The following is a 16,393-nucleotide window of genomic DNA, read 5'->3' on the forward strand; positions in this document are numbered from 1 at the left end:
TAAATATTTTCAGTAAAACGTTTGCCCTACGTTTTTTTATTCAGGAGAACACCGTTGAGTAATTGGCAAGTAGACAGTTGGAGAAATAAACCTATTCTTCAGCAACCAGAGTACGACGACAAAGTACGTTTAAAAGAAGTAGAGCAAACATTAAGTTCTTATCCACCGCTTGTATTTGCTGCTGAAGCCCGTGAGCTAAGACGCCAGCTAGGTGAAGTCAGCTTGGGTAAAGGCTTTCTTTTACAAGGCGGCGACTGCGCTGAGTCGTTTGACGAATTTAATGCGCCAAAAATTCGCGATACCTTTAAAGTTATTCTTCAAATGGCCATTGTGCTTACCTTTGCTGGTCGTTGTCCGGTAACCAAGGTTGCCCGTATGGCAGGCCAGTATGCTAAGCCGCGCTCATCAGATTTCGAAACCCGCGGTGGCGTGACGTTGCCAAGCTATCGTGGTGATATCATCAATAACTTTGAATTTACCGAAGCGGCCCGTCGACCAGATCCTGACCGTTTGTTGGAAGCCTACCATCGCAGTGCGTCAACACTGAATTTACTTCGCGCGTTCGCGCAAGGTGGTTTGGCCGACCTTCATGAAGTTAACCGCTGGAACATGGCGTTCGTTGAAAACAATCCGCTTAAAGAGCGTTATTCTGATATGGCCAACCGCATTCAAGACACCCTTGAGTTTATGGATGTTATTGGTATTAACGCACAAACCAGTTCTACGCTGCATGAAACGTCGTTGTTTACGTCGCATGAAGCATTGCTGTTGAACTATGAGCAGGCGCTAACACGTATTGATACCCTTACCGGTAAGCCTTACGATTGTTCGGCTCACATGGTGTGGATTGGCGAGCGTACCCGTCAACTTGACCATGCGCACGTTGAGTTTTTCCGTGGTATTCACAACCCAATTGGTGTGAAAGTGGGGCCAAGCATGCAAGAAGACGAGCTTATTCGTTTGATTGATGCGCTTAACCCGCTAAATGATCCAGGTCGTTTAACGCTAATTACGCGTATGGGCGCAGATAATTTAGCCGACAATTTGCCACGCTTATTGCGTAAAGTGAAAGCTGAAGGCAGACACGTAGTGTGGAGCTCTGACCCGATGCACGGCAACACGTTCTCGGCATCTAGCGGCTATAAAACCCGTAACTTCGATGCAATTTTGAAAGAAATTAAGCAGTTCTTCCAAGCTCACGAAGCAGAAGGTACTCACGCAGGTGGTATTCACCTTGAAATGACCGGTCAGCACGTAACGGAGTGTACTGGCGGCGCTTATGAAATTAGCGATGAAGACTTAGCGCAAGCCTACAAAACGCAATGCGATCCACGCTTAAATGCAGACCAAGTACTTGAAATGGCATTCTTGGTGGCTGATCATTTGCGTAATGCGTAATGCGTAATGCGTAATGCGTAATGCGTAATGCGTAATGCGTAATGCTCAAAGTAGCCATTATCGCATTGGCAATTTAGAAAAACGGCATCATTGAGATGCCGTTTTTTCGTTTTATACAAAAGCCAGTTGTTAGAGCTTACACTCTTCAAAATATTTACTCTTTAAGCTCTTGATGTGATTTTTCTCTCAACAGTAATGGCTAACAGCATAAACTGATAGCCGAACACCGAAAACAAAACATCAAAGCTATCAAATGTTCGCTCTTCCATCCCAAGCTGCATAAGCTCATATCCTATAACGCCTAATGCGCAAAAGAGCGCGGTAAGTTTTTTATTGCCATTCGTTACAGCGAAAGCAAAAGAACAGGTTATGGGAACCGCCAAAAAGTTGGGTGCAGCGTTGAGTATCAAACTACCATTATCAGTTCTCAGCTCCATCGTATGTAGATAGGTAAAGTAGCTACATAGTGCGAGACCACCATAATAAACGACATTAAAAAGCCATTTACCAATCGCTTTGGACTTTACATAATGGCTAAAAAAAGAAACGAGCACGTTTGTCACGACTTACCAAGTATACGTCTGTTCCAATAGTTTATGCTCGACCTCGCTGAGGCGATACTGTTTTCAATATAGTTGTCGATCCCTTGCTTCCCACCTATGCTGTCATACACGTACGAACCTAATACTCCAAACCCCACACCAATTAGGTAGTTCCCACCGCTTACTTGCTTTACTTCATGGTTAGTTAGTTCTTTCATTGTTACATTCCTTATATATTGCTTTGTTTGGTTGAGTTTCCAAGCAACGTTACATATCGTCGCAAGTGAAACTTATCAGTGGGCAAGGGGAAATTCTCCTGTATCCAGGGCTAGTTTTTATTATCTGTACAACTGATAGAAGCCGCAGGCTGTCTTAATAGAATGGGAAGGCATTTAGTTGTTAAGCTCCTGAATAAAGGGGGCTAGGTTCATCAGTTCTCTCGTTAGTTCATTAGACTTTTACCTAAATTTTACGCGTATATTTGAGGTTAGGTTGATATGCTCGTTGTGTTGAAGTAAACACGATTGACCTATGACCCAATTTAAACACGGTTTCTATACACTCTTTATTATGGCTGTGGCTATTTTAGGGTGTTTAGCACTTAGCAACTGGTTACTGCCGCTTGGCGGTATTCTGCTCATTCTACAGCTTGCGTGTGCCATTGTGGCGTTAACGACCTCAAGGTTTTACGGCTTGCTTGCAGGGGTAGCCGGAGCACTGAGCTTTAATTATTTTTTCACCGAGCCTTTGCACTCATTTCAAATTGCAGAAGTTGAAGACAGCATAAATTTTGTCGTTTTCATCATTGTAGCCATCCTCATTAGCGAGCTTGCTGTCTACGTAAATTCTCAACAACATGCACTACAGGTTGTTAAAACACAATCTAGTGTCCTGCGATCTGTGTCACACGATTTGCGTACGCCGCTCTCTACCATTATCGGTTCTGTTGAAACCTATATGACATATCAAGACAAGCTTGACGACATTGAGAGACAGGCACTGTTAAAAGGGGTTCACGATGAAGGGAAGCGCCTTTATGTATACGTTGAGAACCTGCTTCAAGCCACACGAATTGAGCATAACGCGTTAACGCTAAATTTAACCCATGTAAACCTGACTGCCTTTTTAGTTAACCTTGAAAGTCGTATTAACAGTGGTCGACTAAAAGTGATCAACAACAGTGACAGTCGCGGTATAACTGTGTCTGAATCACTGTTTGAACAAGCTTTATTTAACGTAATTGATAATGCCCTTAAATTCAGCGATGACAGTGTATTGCTGATGGTTAGCCACTCTGATGGAGAGTTTAAGTTTCAAATAGCTGATAAGGGCGAAGGGATCAGCGATGAACAGCTACAAGCGCCAATACAGCTTTTTCAAACCAGTCGTCGCAGCGATAGTGGAAAAGGCGGCATTGGCTTAGGGCTAAGCGTAGCCGCCGGCATAGTTCACGCCCATGGTGGTGCTATCAAGCTGTCGAATACCACACCAGGCCTTCTCGTCAGTATTACAATTCCAAAAAGGAATTAGCGCAATGAGCCACACCATTCTACTTGTTGAAGATGATGCGAATATTCGTCAGATGCTGAGCATTGCGCTAGGTGCAGAAGGCTACCTTTGTGTTGAAGCTGCTTCGGTTCGAGAAGCTTTGTCATTGTTTAATCAGCACCGTCCTGACCTTGTCATACTCGATTTAGGGTTACCTGATGGTGAGGGGAGTGAAGTACTTAAACGCATAAGAGAATCTAGTCGCCTGCCAGTGCTCGTGTTGTCTGCAAGAGATCAGGAGTTAGACAAGGTCGACTTGTTGTCCCGGGGGGCCAATGACTATGTTAGCAAGCCTTTTGGGATCAGAGAGCTTGTCACCCGAGTGAAAGTACTGCTAAGAGACTTCAATCCTGTGGTTGAGCCCACAACGCCAACACGACAGATTGGCAAGATAGCATTGGATATTACCGAGCGACGGCTGCTCGTTGAAGGCGAAGTTATCGCGCTGGCCCCAAAAGAAGTTCAGCTTCTTGACGAGCTTACAAAACATCCTGGGGCGTTTATTAGTCAGCAAGAATTGTTGAGAAGAATATGGGGGCTACATCACAGTGAAGACACCCACTACATCCGCGTTCTTGTAAGACAGCTTAGAAAGAAGATAGATCCGTTCGAGAAAGATTTAATAGAGACAATGCCTAAACAAGGCTACCGAATAGCGGTTGATAAACCGGAGGCTAATTAATGTCGCACTTTAGTGTAATTGGGCTTGGCAAGTTTGGCTTAACGGCCAGTTTAGAGTTAATTCATATGGGACACACCGTTACAGGAATTGACCAAAGTGAAAAGCTGGTTGAACAGTATGCAGGTGAGTTTACACAGTGCGTTGTGTGTGATGCCAGTGATGAGCGTGCACTCAAGGAATTAAACTTGTGTCAGAGCGAAGCCGTGCTTGTTGCTATTGGCGAGGATATGCAAGCTAGCTTACTGTGTACGTTGGCACTAAAAAACTTGGGCGTAGCCAATATTTGGGTGAAAGCTAATAGCTCTGCTCACCACGCTATTTTATCCAAGCTGGGTGTATCGAAAATTATTCATCCTGAAGAAGAGATGGGAGCAAGGGTGGCGCAAGCGCTTAACTACCCAATGGTGAATGACTACTTGGGTATAGGGCACGGCGTTTATATCGTTGATGTCATTTTGTCTGATCACTTTTCTTCACAGCGCTTAAAAGACGTGCTGTCCGTCGGTAAGGGGCAAGTCTCTTGTTTGTTAGTTAAGCGAGGTCACCAGCTACATCATAATCCATCGTTAGACTTTGAAGTTACTTCGAAAGATACCGTTATTCTCTGCGGCCATAGAGAGAACCTTGTTAAAATAGCGCCTAGGCTAGCACAATGAACAGATGGGATCCTGGCTACAGACCGATAGAGCGCTCGCCTAAAGGTATCAACAAAATTCAGGTAGGGCCGCCCCTTATTCTCTCTCTAAGCTTTGTGGCGGTGATTTTCTTAGGCACCGTTATCCTAAAATTACCAATGATGACTCATGAGCCCATCTCGTGGATCCAAAGCCTATTTACTTCCACATCGGCGGTTACAGTAACGGGTCTTGTGGTAGTCGATACCGGTTCTGTTTTTACAACAGCTGGACAAGCGGTGATTGCGGTTTTAATCCAGCTGGGGGGCCTAGGGTTGATGACGTTTGCCATCGTCACGCTCATTGCCTTAGGAAGTAAAATAAGTTTCTTGCAGCAATCGGCAGTGAAGGAGGCGTTTAATCAAACAGATTTATCAACGCTTGTGTCTACAGCAAAGTCGGTACTGATTTTTGCCTTCTTCGTTGAGTTAGTGGGTTTTTGTATTCTGTCGGCCTACTGGATGCAGGAAAAAGGAGTAAGTGAAGCGTTATTTCACGCGTTTTTTTACACCATCTCTGCGTTCAACAACGCAGGATTTGCACTAAGTGGGGATAGTCTTTCCACCTATGTGGGAGACCCGGTTATCAACATCACTATTTCTGCATTATTTATTATTGGTGGTCTCGGGTTCTCCGTTTGGATAGAGCTTCATAAAAAGCGCAGATGGCAACGCATCTCTGTGTATGCCAAGACAATGATATTGGGTACGCTAATTGTCAATGTAACCGCCTTTTTGCTTATCTTTGTTATTGAAAGTGATAATCCTGCAACCTTGGCGAACCTCGATACTCAAAGCGCATTATGGGCATCATGGTTTCAAGCTGTTACTCCAAGAACTGCCGGATTTAATACGCTGGATATAGCGTCGTTAGAAGATCCAACGACAGCATTAATGTTGTTGCTAATGTTTATCGGCGGGGGCTCAATGAGTACCGCAAGCGGTATAAAACTGATGACTTTCATCGTTTTGATCATTGCCGCATACAACTATATTCAGCGGGGAGCTGCGCCACGACTCTTTGGCAGAACAATTTCAAATGACACTATCAGCAAAGCGCTAGCGCTTACGATGATTTCCATAGGTATTACGTGGATAGCTATTTTTCTTTTATTAATGTCAGAAAAAGCTGACTTTTTGGATATCGTGTTCGAAGCGGTTTCTGCTCTTGGGACCGTGGGTCTTTCCAGAGGGTTAACTGGCGAGCTGTCAAACAGTGGTGAGTGGATCATTATCTTACTGATGTACGCGGGTAGATTAGGGCCTTTAACATTGGCTTATTTTATTGCCAGCCCTCGAATAAGCCGCATTAAATACCCAGAAGCTAAGCTAGCAATTGGCTAACCTGCAAAAATGGCGGCTCGTTCATCTTCACTTAAAATACCGACGAAGATGGTTTCTCTTCTTAAGTTGGCTGTGCGCTCATCGTCAGCCAAAAGAAGCGCCTTAAATACGTCTGGTTGATGGCGAGCCTCAATTATTCCTTTCCAAAGAAGGTAGCTTCCATAGCGCATCATTTTGTTGTGATAACGGGTTTCTAATGTTTTTTCGACTTCTTCGAATAGTTCTGGTTGCAACATCAGTTTGTCGGCAATGGCATTGTGTATTTTTTTGATGCGTTCGTTTACGTCACTTCGACGTTGCTTTCTGGGTCTTGCTAACATAAATCTTCGTGTGGTTAGAGTTTACTCATTTTGCCATTAGGGGACGCTGAGTCCCCTTGTGATTGCTAGTCGTCATTTAATAGCGGTTCTACAACAGACTCTAAGCCGTTTAGCTTAATTTCATACATTAAAGCGAGCTGTTCACCAAGCTTGTTTTCTGGAAAGCCTTGCTTGTGAAACCAGACCAAATAGGGTTCAGGTAAATGAAATAGGCGTCTTCCAGCGTATTTGCCAAAGGGCATCACTTGGTTAATTGCGGCTTTGATAAGCGTTGGGTCCATTTACTGATTACCTTTTGTCTTGGAATTTTCGATGAGGTCTTCATCTTCACGCTGCTGTGCTTGCCATAGTGCTGCGTATTCACCACCTTGCTCAAGCAAATAAGTGTGTGTCCCTTCCTCTACAATGGTACCGTTTTTAAGTACAAGGATCTTGTCGGCATCAACAATTGTGGACAGTCTATGGGCGATGACTAAGCTGGTGTGTCCCTTTGCAGCGTCGCGAAGGGCCGCTAATATCGCACGTTCTGACGTGCTGTCTAACGAGCTGGTGGCTTCATCAAAAATCATGATTGGCGCGCCTTTAAGTAAGGCCCTTGCGATAGAAACGCGCTGCTTTTCGCCACCAGAAAGTTTTAGGCCTCGCTCACCTACCGTTGTGTCTAGCTTTTCAGGTAGGCTTTCTACAAATGCTTCAAGATGCGCGAGTTTGATAACTTGTTTAATGTCTTCATCGCTGGCGTCAGGGTTACCGTAGCGAATATTCTCTAGCAAGGTAGTGTTAAACAGCACCGTATCCTGAGGGACAATGCCGATATGTGAACGCAGACTTTGTTGCGTAACCGATGCGATGTCTTTTCCATTTATCGTGATGTCGCCCTGTTGAGGCTCATAAAACCGAAAGAGTAGTTTCATCAGCGTTGATTTTCCTGCGCCGCTTTCACCCACTACCGCTACTTTTGAGCCTGGCGGTACATCAAAGCTTAAGTCGTTAAGTATTTGTCGATTCTCAGTGTATGCAAAATGAACATTGTTAAATTGCAGTGCGGGGTTCGCACAGGTTAATTCTGTAGCGTCGTGGGCATCTTTTATGGCCGGAGTTTGGGCGAGAAGGTCAAACAACTTATCGATATTCGCAAGGCTCCCTCGAATTTCACGGTACACAAACCCCAAGAAATTTAAGGGCATAAAAATTTGCATAGTGAACGCGTTTATCAAAACAAAGTCACCTATGGTCATCTCGCCATTCATGACGCCAAAGGCGGCGTTTGCCATCATAGATGTCATGGCGATAGCGATAATGGCGGCTTGGCCGCCATTCAATGCAAATAGCGACAAGCGGTTTTTTCTTCGTGCCTTTTCCCATGCAGCTAAATCCGTGTCGTAGCGATTGGCTTCAAAGGATTCGTTGTTAAAGTATTTAACGGTTTCAAAATTTAGCAGGCTGTCTACCGCCCGGGAATTGGTGGTCGAGTCAGCTTCATTCATCTGAGTAACAAAGCGAGTGCGCCAATCCGTGGCTTTCATCGAAAAGCCAATGTAAGCCACCACGCTAACTACAATAATTAACGCGAAAGATACGCCAAACTGAAACAAGAGTAAGCCTACAACAAGAGTGATCTCTAATAGGGTAGGAACAATATTAAACACCATAAAACGCATGAGGAAGCTTACGCCGTTGGTACCGCGCTCTATATCTCGTGACAATCCGCCTGTGCGTCGATTTAAATGAAAGCCCAAGTCTAAGTTGTGCAAATGTTTGAAGACTTTTAGTCCAAGGCGGCGCATGGCACGCTCTGTAACCCGTCCAAATAGCGTGTCGCGTACTTCGCCGAGCAAAACATTCAGTAAACGCAGTGTTCCGTAGGCAACGATAAGGCTGATAGGTACCGCTAATGCAAGCGTGGTTAGGTCGCCATTTAAGTTATCGACAGTGTATTTCAATACATAGGGTAGGCCGATGCTGGCAAGCTTTGCTGCTACTAGGCACAGTAGAGCAAGAAATACACGGTGCTTGAACTCTAGGAGATAAGGCCAAAGCTGTGAGAGAACGTGCCATTTAACAGGTTCGTCGACATTGGTGGGAAAACGGTTTTTTCTCATTTTATAGTGTGCTTTATTATTGTGTTTACAGTGTTAGGAACGCGCTGATTCAAAAAATCGCTTTTCGTAAACGTTGTAATAGATATTGAGCTAACCTGCTCGTGTAGGGCGATTTTCGCTTTTTGAAGTACGTTTTGAAATAGGCTAGAGATTAAAATGGTCTTATTTATAGCGATGAATGTGTTTAATTTTGGTTTCACCGCGCGTACACTAGAGGTAGTTTAATTTAGTTACCTTGTTATTCACTCAATGTTTTACTGGCTTTTGTTAGATTGAGAAAGCCGTGAATTGAATGACTAAGCAGCACAGGATTAAGGAGTTAGTTTGTTAGAAGATAGTTTCGGTAGACAGTTTCATTATTTACGTTTGTCAGTGACCGAAGCGTGCAACTTTCGTTGTCAGTACTGTTTGCCAGACGGATATGAAGGCCCGACGAGCGATCAGTTTATGACGCTAAACGAAATTGATACCTTGCTCAAAGCGTTCGCTAAGCTAGGTACGTCGAAAGTGCGCCTAACAGGCGGCGAACCAACGCTGCGAAGAGACTTTCTTGATATTTTACAGCTAACAAGTAATACGCCTGGTATCGAACGTGTAGCGATGACAACACATGGAGCGCGAATGGAAAAGTTTGCGCATCAGTGGAAAGAAGCAGGGTTACACCAAGTAAATGTAAGTATTGACAGTTTAGATCCCCGTCAGTTTGCCGCTATAACAGGACAAGACAAGCTTAAAGCTGTACTTCGAGGGTTAGACGCAGCGATTGATGCCGGCTTAGACGTGAAAGTTAACTCTGTCTTACTCAACGATTTTTCAGATAGCCGTCTTCATAGGTTTCTTGCTTGGCTAAAAGATATGCCAGTAACGCTCCGGTTTATAGAGCTAATGGAGACAGGCGACTTAAATCAGTTTTTCAATAAGCAACATCAAAGTGGTACGCCGCTAAAAAGTACGTTGTTAGAAATGGGCTGGCAGCCTTTGTTGCGTAGAAAAGATGCGGGGCCAGCGCAAGAGTTTTACCACCCTGACTATGCCGGTAAAATTGGCTTAATCATGCCTTACAGCAAAGATTTTTGTAAAACTTGTAATCGACTACGTGTTTCTGCCCCAGGAAAGCTTCACCTATGCTTGTTTAGTGAAAATGGGATAGATATGAGACATCTTCTTGCCACTGGACATGTGGATGAAGTGGTCGCTTTTTTACAAGATGTGCTGGGTCAAAAACACGAAACACACTATTTGCATGAAGGTAAAACAGGGGCAACCAAGCACCTTGCCATGCTGGGAGGCTAGTTAATTAGCTCTACGTTAAAGGAAAATGTAGGGCAAAATAAATACATCGAATAAGTTTGGTTTGTTGTAAAAATGAGCTATATTCAGCGGTGTAAGTATATTAAAAATAATAACGATAAAGGAAGTATATGCATATCAAGGACAGTGCGCGTCTTTCCTACCATTATATCACCGAACAAGACGCAGACTTTTTATGGGAGCTCGATCAAGATGAGCTTGTCATGAAATATATCAACGGTGGCAAGAAGTCTTCTAAGGAAGATATTCGGGAAATCTTTGTTCCTCGTTTCCAAGCCTATTCCAATCCAGCTCTAGGGTGGGGACTGTGGCGCGTGGAAACGCTAGTCGAAAAGGAAAGCATTGGTTGGATTTTAGTTCGCCCCTTTGGCTTTTTTACTCAACACCCCGAAAGTGACAATATGGAACTAGGGTGGCGTTTTAAGCGCCATACGTGGGGCAAGGGCTACGCAACAGAGGCTGCGGAGTCTGTTAAAGAAGCGCTGTATGATATAGGTGTTGAAAAATTCTCTGCTATTGCTAACCCGCAAAATAGTGCGTCTATCAATATTATGAAAAAGCTAGGAATGAGGTTTAGTCACGAGCTCGAGTATAAAGACAAACTCTATCATGAGACAGTAGTCGTCTATTCTAATTAAGTATGCGGATTGGTATAAGAAGGGCGAGGGGAATGACTGACGTTATCATTCGCTCTTTAGAATGCTTTTCACGTTCTCGTAGCGAGAATACTGGTCTTCTGACAAAGCTGCCGACTCGAGTGTTTCTCTACATTTTTTGATGGCCGAAAGGGTGTCGGGAAGCATAGGCGCGTTAGCTTTTCGGGCCCTTACTATTGCTTGAAGGTAGTTAAGCGCAATAGAGGGATTTTTAGGCATGACGCGGAACGCTTGAGCAAATGTTGTGTAAGACTGCTCTAAATTACCCCGTTTATACTGTGCAACGGCGGTGTTGTTAAGTATTTTAGGGCTTAGCGTAATCGCTTCTTTTTCTTCTTTCTCTTGTTTTAAATAGGTGGCCATGAGGTTTAATTCATCGTTCTCCTCATCCTGCCTTGAGGAAATGGCGTCTAAAATCGCAAGGGACTCTTTCTTCATTCCTACTTCATGAAGGGCTTTGGCTCTATCAAGCAAGGCTTCTGTGGAGTGGTGTTGGGCATGATCAGTGTGAAAATCTGACAACAGCATTTGTGCTTTCACTGTGTCGTCTTTCAAATAATGAAGACGCGCGTCAATCACCGTCAGCTCATCGTTTAAGGCTGCTTTCGGGTGAGCCTTTTTCAACTGTCGCAAATACTCATTAGTTTGTTTAACTATGCTGTTTACGTGTTCGGGCTCAGATGTCATAGCAAAATCAACACCCGCTCTTGCGGCAGTTAAATAAATATCTGGCTTGTCATGGATAGAGTCTTTCGCGTAGCGGACCACCTTTTTAGCGCTGTTAAACTGACTTTCGTAATCATGGGTGATCCGCGCCAAATTTATCGCTAACTTATGTCTAGCAATGTTTTGAGGTGAGATATTGCACGCCAGCGATGTACACTCCAGCGCTTCGTCAAAAGCTAACTGCTTAATTTGCAGTTTGGCGAGTAAATCATAGGCCTCAAGCGCAGAGTCAGGTCGCATTGCTAACTGGATAACTTCTCTTTCGGCATCGTCCAATTCATTGAGCGCCAACAGACTCTTCGCGATCCCCATTTTTGCCCAGCTAAAATCTTGAACGTTAATTATCGATTCAAAGAAGGCTACGGCTTCTTGAAACCTTTCTGTGATAATCAACAAATCGCCTTTAATCTTCATCGCTAGCGGAAAGTGTTCGGCTTGCTCAGGCTGCAATAGAAAGAACTCAACCTCGGCCAGGGCTTTTTCGTAGTCCTTTTTATCCATGAATGAATAGATATTCTTTAGCGCTTTTTTCCTTGATAAAACTCTGGAAAGTCGCCTGTCTAACTCGTTAACCGAAAAAGGCTTAACGATAAACTCATCCGGCTGTAACTCTATGATAGCGTGGACGACTTCTGCTGAGGTATCTGCACTGGTGAAGATGAATGCGCTGGTAAGAGGTAGTGATTGAGTTTCGTTTAGCTGCTCAAGTAAAAAATAACCGCCTTGTTCAGAGCGCAAATTATAAGAGCAGATAATGGCGTCATAATCATGTTCTTGCAGTGCCGAAAGGGCATGAGAGGGCCTATCAACATAGTTCATGTTCTTGAAACCTAACTGCTCAAGTGCATAGTGCATATGGCTTTTCGCCAGCACCTGGTCTTCAGCAATTAACAACTTAGTATTTCTAGCTAAGTGTAGTTTCATCAATTAGTAGCCTCTGAAACATGAGAACCCTTATTTTTCTTACCATATCACGGTAAATACACCTTAAGTATAGTTCTTTATGGAGACTATCGCATAATGGAAGCTGCTCGTAGCTGAATTTCAGTACTGGTTATTGATAATGATTGCTGGATTTGGGGTAGGAGTAGCCAAAATGCTTTAACGTGACAACGACTATGACAGAGTTAGATTGTTGTGTTTCTAAAGATTGAGATATATTGAGAGGGATGGTGGACGCTACTGGGCTTGAACCAGTGACCCTCGCCTTGTAAGGGCGATGCTCTCCCAACTGAGCTAAGCGTCCGTATTTTTGATTTCACTATTTAACCACGGTGAGGAAGTGGTGGACGCTACTGGGCTTGAACCAGTGACCCTCGCCTTGTAAGGGCGATGCTCTCCCAACTGAGCTAAGCGTCCATATTTTGATTTCACTGTTTAACCACGGTGAGGAAGTGGTGGACGCTACTGGGCTTGAACCAGTGACCCTCGCCTTGTAAGGGCGATGCTCTCCCAACTGAGCTAAGCGTCCATATTTTGATTTCACTGTTTAACCACGGTGAGGAAGTGGTGGACGCTACTGGGCTTGAACCAGTGACCCTCGCCTTGTAAGGGCGATGCTCTCCCAACTGAGCTAAGCGTCCATATTTTTTGATTTCACTATTTAACCACGGTGAAGAAGTGGTGGACGCTACTGGGCTTGAACCAGTGACCCTCGCCTTGTAAGGGCGATGCTCTCCCAACTGAGCTAAGCGTCCATATTTCTTTAAAGCTTGCCTAAGCAAGTGGGGCGGTATTATAGAGTCGGTTCCGTTAGTGTCAACAATAAAATTAAAGAAAAATGACTGTATGCCCGAATTTTAGACACTCTGGCTGCATCTTAACTAAATTGATGAAAAGAACAGCGTTTTTTAATGTCGTTTTGAATTCTTTTATATCCAAAAACTGCACGGTGCGTTTCTTCGAACTGGTAAGAAGTGGACAGACACTTGCTTCTTCCTCAGATTTTAGTGGACAGACACATAAACCAACCTAATAGAGAGCTTTAATTAAAGAGACAGCTCTTTTTGGACAGCCACTTTCTTAATAAGGAGAGTATTTACCTCTACTGTTACGTATGTGTGTAGTAATTACCACATTTTGATGTCATTGTTACTCTTATGACCCAGTGTAGGTTAAATACCAGTTATTTGATAAGTGGATATCATACGTTACTGTATTATCTCCAGACTTTAATGATTCTGTAGCGTTCTTCTTCACGCCATGAATTGTCTTATCATAGGTTATGGGGTGGCGAACATTAAGTCTGTATTTATAGCTATAGCCGCTACCAGCAAAGCCTAAAACATCTCTAACCAAAGTAATTGTACAAATCTGATTTTCCGGTTTCACGACTATTTGAACTACATTCATTTTATTCAGCAAGCGAGCCAATCCACCGTTTTCCAGGTTACCCGGTGTAGCTCTTAATGTAGGGATTTTCTCAACATCTTGGCAAACAATATCTTCGATTTTTTCAAATACTAAAGTGTTGTCATAAAACTCATTAATGTACTTTTCCTCTAAGTCGGGAGGAGGAAGTAAAAGAAAAACAAAAACTATCAATAAAACAACTAATAAAATAAGTTTCTTCACATTTTGTCCTAGGTCCAAGAACCTCAACATTGTGAGGATCTTTATACCATTCATTGATAACTAAAACAGCTGTTACAAACTCTACTCAACCCAACAAAACTGGAGAGGAAAGGGGACAGACACTTAAACTTACTTAATGGAGCACTTCTATTAAAGAGACAGCTCTTTTTGGACAGCCACTTTCTTATTGAAGAAAGTGTCTACCCTATAGTTACTCAAAAAATTGATTATAGATTTATCTAAGTGTGCGCCCATTTCAGCGAGAATGGATATCGAAAGAATAAGCCTGAAGGTAAGTGACTGTCCACTTTCTTCACCTCTTTTACATTGTTCTATTCTTATCTTACTTTTGAAGTCGCGCGGACACTGGTAGAATGCGCCCAACTTTAGAAATAAATTAACAATAGAGAGTGACCATGTCGGTTGTTACACGATTTGCACCCAGCCCAACAGGCTATCTTCACGTTGGCGGCGCACGAACTGCGCTTTATTCTTGGCTTCTTGCTAAAAGCAAAGGTGGCGAGTTTGTACTGCGCATTGAAGATACTGATATTGAACGTTCAACTGAAGAAGCCAAGCAGGCCATTTTAGACGGAATGCAATGGTTAGGTTTAACGTGGGACACGGGTCCAATCTATCAGACTGAGCGTTTCGATAGATATAAAGAACTTATTCAGCAGCTTTTGGATGAAGGTAAAGCGTATAAATGCTTTATGAGCTCTGAAGAGTTAGATGCGATTCGTGAAGCGCAAAAAGAACGTGGTGAGAAGCCTCGCTACCCAGGTACGTGGAGAGACAGAACGGATCATCCAGAAGGTCAGCCTTTTGTTATCCGTTTCAAAAACCCTTTAGAAGGCAAAGTGGTAATTAATGATCACGTGCGTGGAAAAATCGAGATTAGCAATACTGAGCTAGACGATCTTATTATTCAGCGCTCTGACGGTACCCCTACATATAACTTCTGTGTAGTTGTTGATGATTGGGATATGGGTATTACTCACGTAGTTCGTGGTGAAGACCATATTAATAACACGCCACGTCAAATCAATATTCTTGAAGCGCTTGGTGCACCTGTTCCAGAATATGCTCACGTTTCTATGATTTTGGGTGATGACGGCAAGAAGTTATCTAAGCGTCATGGCGCTGTAAGCGTGATGCAATATCGCGATGATGGTTTCCTACCGCAAGCTGTGCTTAATTACCTTGTTAGGTTGGGGTGGTCTCACGGCGACCAAGAAATTTTCTCAGTTGATGAAATGATTGAGAAATTCAGCTTAGATGCCATTGGGCAATCTGCATCGGCATTTAACACAGAAAAGCTAATCTGGTTGAATCAACACTACATTAAGACATTACCAGCAAGTGAAGTTGCGTCACACGCTAAATGGCACTTTGAAGAGTTGAATGTTGATTTAACGACAGGCCCAGCGCTCGAATCTATTATCGCTATTCAGGCCGATAGAGTAAAAACGCTTAAAGAATTAGCTGAGATTTCTACGTACTTTTATCAAGACTATGAAGATTTTGATGCGAACGCAGCGAAAAAACACCTTCGTCCAGTCGCTCGCGGCCCATTAGAGCTTGTTAAAGATAAATTGATGGCAATTGAAGAGTGGAACCCAGAAAATATTCAGGCTGCTATAAACAGTACAGCCGAAGAATTGGAAGTAGGCATGGGGAAAGTAGGTATGCCGCTACGTGTAGCTGTTACTGGTGGCGGTAATTCACCGTCTCTAGATATCACATTGAATCTGCTCTCAAAAGAGAAAATTGGCGAGAGAATCGACAAAGCGCTTACTTTTATAGCAAACAGAGAAAATTCATAAAAAAAGCGTTGACATGACAGGGGGGGATGCCTAGAATGCGCCCCGCTGTCACGGAACAGTCACACAAAATGACTGGTACCATGATGGGGCCATAGCTCAGCTGGGAGAGCGCCTGCATGGCATGCAGGAGGTCGGCGGTTCGATCCCGCCTGGCTCCACCAAGTCACATTGAGATGTGGTTTGATATAGGCTGAAGTTGTTAACGCAGCTTCGGACTGAAAATTCGAAAACTTAGTTTCGAAGAAAGAATTCAGTCCCCTTCGTCTAGAGGCCTAGGACACCGCCCTTTCACGGCGGTAACAGGGGTTCGAATCCCCTAGGGGACGCCATTTTATCGCGTCACAGTCGATTAAAACTGTGAAATAGGCTGGAGTTGATTAATCAACTTCTGACTGAAAGTTTCGGTAAGGTAAGGTCGCTCAGTTCGCTTGCTCACTTTTCCTAACTGAAATCTCGAAAGCGTTGCTTTCGAAAGAAGATTTTCAGTCCCCTTCGTCTAGAGGCCTAGGACACCGCCCTTTCACGGCGGTAACAGGGGTTCGAATCCCCTAGGGGACGCCATTTTATCGCGTCACAGTCGATTAAAACTGTGAAATAGGCTGGAGTTGATTATTCAACTTCTGACTGAAAGTTTCGGTAAGGTAAGGTCGCTCAGTTCGCTGACTCACTTTCCCTAACTGAAATCTCGAAA

At 43.7% G+C, this 16,393-nt stretch carries 15 protein-coding genes and 8 tRNA genes; 11 read left to right on the plus strand and 12 right to left on the minus strand.

Annotated features, from left to right (window positions below; translation table 11 throughout):
- The first annotated feature begins 54 nt into the window (after positions 1-54).
- Positions 55-1,398 carry a class II 3-deoxy-7-phosphoheptulonate synthase gene (locus tag BZA03_RS02050; RefSeq protein WP_014976067.1) on the plus strand — a complete coding sequence of 448 codons (1,344 nt, stop codon included), beginning with the start codon at positions 55-57 and terminating at the stop codon, positions 1,396-1,398.
- Positions 1,399-1,559: 161 nt separating this feature from the next.
- On the opposite strand, the gene BZA03_RS02055 is transcribed toward BZA03_RS02050, so the two are convergent.
- Positions 1,560-1,961, minus strand: a complete 402-nt coding sequence (locus tag BZA03_RS02055; protein ID WP_039233517.1) for a hypothetical protein — start codon at positions 1,959-1,961, stop codon at positions 1,560-1,562.
- Positions 1,958-2,158 carry a hypothetical protein gene (locus BZA03_RS02060; RefSeq protein WP_014978804.1) on the minus strand — a complete coding sequence of 67 codons (201 nt, stop codon included), beginning with the start codon at positions 2,156-2,158 and terminating at the stop codon, positions 1,958-1,960. The genes BZA03_RS02055 and BZA03_RS02060 overlap by 4 nt, the downstream gene beginning before the upstream one ends.
- Before the next feature lie 313 nt (positions 2,159-2,471).
- Between BZA03_RS02060 and BZA03_RS02065 the strand changes: the two genes are divergently transcribed.
- The 4 genes from BZA03_RS02065 to BZA03_RS02080 are packed head-to-tail and all read left to right on the plus strand — an operon-like array spanning position 2,472 to position 6,187.
- Positions 2,472-3,470, plus strand: coding sequence for a DUF4118 domain-containing protein (locus tag BZA03_RS02065; protein ID WP_110287839.1), 999 nt, complete (start codon positions 2,472-2,474; stop codon positions 3,468-3,470).
- A 4-nt stretch (positions 3,471-3,474) separates the two neighbouring features.
- Positions 3,475-4,170, plus strand: a complete 696-nt coding sequence (locus BZA03_RS02070) for a response regulator transcription factor (RefSeq protein WP_110287840.1) — start codon at positions 3,475-3,477, stop codon at positions 4,168-4,170.
- Positions 4,170-4,826, plus strand: a complete 657-nt coding sequence (locus BZA03_RS02075; RefSeq protein WP_014948916.1) for a TrkA family potassium uptake protein — start codon at positions 4,170-4,172, stop codon at positions 4,824-4,826. Before BZA03_RS02070 ends, BZA03_RS02075 begins: the two co-directional genes overlap by 1 nt.
- Complete coding sequence (locus BZA03_RS02080) at positions 4,823-6,187, plus strand: TrkH family potassium uptake protein (protein WP_110287841.1); 1,365 nt, start codon at positions 4,823-4,825, stop codon at positions 6,185-6,187. Before BZA03_RS02075 ends, BZA03_RS02080 begins: the two co-directional genes overlap by 4 nt.
- Here BZA03_RS02080 and BZA03_RS02085 read toward each other — a convergent pair.
- The 3 genes from BZA03_RS02085 to BZA03_RS02095 all read right to left on the minus strand — a co-directional run bounded on the left by BZA03_RS02085 (position 6,184) and on the right by BZA03_RS02095 (position 8,609).
- A complete protein-coding gene (locus tag BZA03_RS02085) occupies positions 6,184-6,507 on the minus strand; it encodes a hypothetical protein (protein ID WP_061094648.1) in 324 nt (107 codons plus the stop codon). The two genes, BZA03_RS02080 and BZA03_RS02085, sit on opposite strands and share 4 nt — an antisense overlap.
- 65 nt (positions 6,508-6,572) lie before the next feature.
- Entirely contained in the window at positions 6,573-6,788 is a 216-nt protein-coding gene (locus BZA03_RS02090; RefSeq protein ID WP_014948919.1) for a DUF3820 family protein, read from the minus strand.
- Complete coding sequence (locus BZA03_RS02095) at positions 6,789-8,609, minus strand: ABC transporter ATP-binding protein/permease (RefSeq protein WP_110287842.1); 1,821 nt, start codon at positions 8,607-8,609, stop codon at positions 6,789-6,791. It abuts the gene before it with no gap.
- 324 nt (positions 8,610-8,933) lie between these two features.
- On the opposite strand from BZA03_RS02095, the gene moaA reads away from it, so the two are divergent.
- Entirely contained in the window at positions 8,934-9,902 is a 969-nt protein-coding gene (gene moaA / locus BZA03_RS02105) for a GTP 3',8-cyclase MoaA (protein WP_101563948.1), read from the plus strand.
- Between the two features lie 128 nt (positions 9,903-10,030).
- The gene (locus BZA03_RS02110) at positions 10,031-10,558 is read left to right on the plus strand and encodes a GNAT family N-acetyltransferase (protein ID WP_110287843.1); all 528 of its coding nucleotides are present in this window, start codon (positions 10,031-10,033) and stop codon (positions 10,556-10,558) included.
- Positions 10,559-10,603: 45 nt separating this feature from the next.
- Here BZA03_RS02110 and BZA03_RS02115 read toward each other — a convergent pair whose 3' ends face one another.
- From BZA03_RS02115 to BZA03_RS02145, 7 genes are all read right to left on the minus strand, one after another.
- Positions 10,604-12,226 (minus strand): response regulator, encoded by a 1,623-nt coding sequence (locus tag BZA03_RS02115; protein WP_110287844.1) that lies wholly within the window; start codon positions 12,224-12,226, stop codon positions 10,604-10,606.
- A gap of 246 nt (positions 12,227-12,472) precedes the next feature.
- Positions 12,473-12,548, minus strand: a tRNA-Val gene (locus tag BZA03_RS02120).
- Between the two features lie 37 nt (positions 12,549-12,585).
- A tRNA-Val gene (locus BZA03_RS02125) sits at positions 12,586-12,661 on the minus strand.
- A gap of 36 nt (positions 12,662-12,697) precedes the next feature.
- A tRNA-Val gene (locus BZA03_RS02130) sits at positions 12,698-12,773 on the minus strand.
- A gap of 36 nt (positions 12,774-12,809) precedes the next feature.
- Positions 12,810-12,885, minus strand: a tRNA-Val gene (locus BZA03_RS02135).
- Between the two features lie 38 nt (positions 12,886-12,923).
- Positions 12,924-12,999 (minus strand) — tRNA-Val (locus BZA03_RS02140).
- 400 nt (positions 13,000-13,399) lie between these two features.
- The gene (locus BZA03_RS02145; protein WP_146212358.1) at positions 13,400-13,876 is read right to left on the minus strand and encodes a hypothetical protein; all 477 of its coding nucleotides are present in this window, start codon (positions 13,874-13,876) and stop codon (positions 13,400-13,402) included.
- A gap of 416 nt (positions 13,877-14,292) precedes the next feature.
- Here BZA03_RS02145 and gltX point away from each other — a divergent pair, with 416 nt between their 5' ends.
- The 4 genes from gltX to BZA03_RS02165 all read left to right on the plus strand — a co-directional run bounded on the left by gltX (position 14,293) and on the right by BZA03_RS02165 (position 16,263).
- The gene (gene gltX, locus BZA03_RS02150) at positions 14,293-15,702 is read left to right on the plus strand and encodes a glutamate--tRNA ligase (RefSeq protein ID WP_110287846.1); all 1,410 of its coding nucleotides are present in this window, start codon (positions 14,293-14,295) and stop codon (positions 15,700-15,702) included.
- 85 nt (positions 15,703-15,787) lie between these two features.
- Positions 15,788-15,863: transfer RNA gene (locus tag BZA03_RS02155), tRNA-Ala, on the plus strand.
- Between the two features lie 92 nt (positions 15,864-15,955).
- Positions 15,956-16,031 (plus strand) — tRNA-Glu (locus BZA03_RS02160).
- Positions 16,032-16,187: 156 nt separating this feature from the next.
- Positions 16,188-16,263, plus strand: a tRNA-Glu gene (locus BZA03_RS02165).
- The last annotated feature ends 130 nt before the right edge of the window (positions 16,264-16,393 follow it).

Source organism: Alteromonas sp. I10, assembly GCF_003201515.1.
In the GTDB taxonomy this organism is placed as follows: Bacteria; Pseudomonadota; Gammaproteobacteria; order Enterobacterales; family Alteromonadaceae; genus Alteromonas; species Alteromonas macleodii.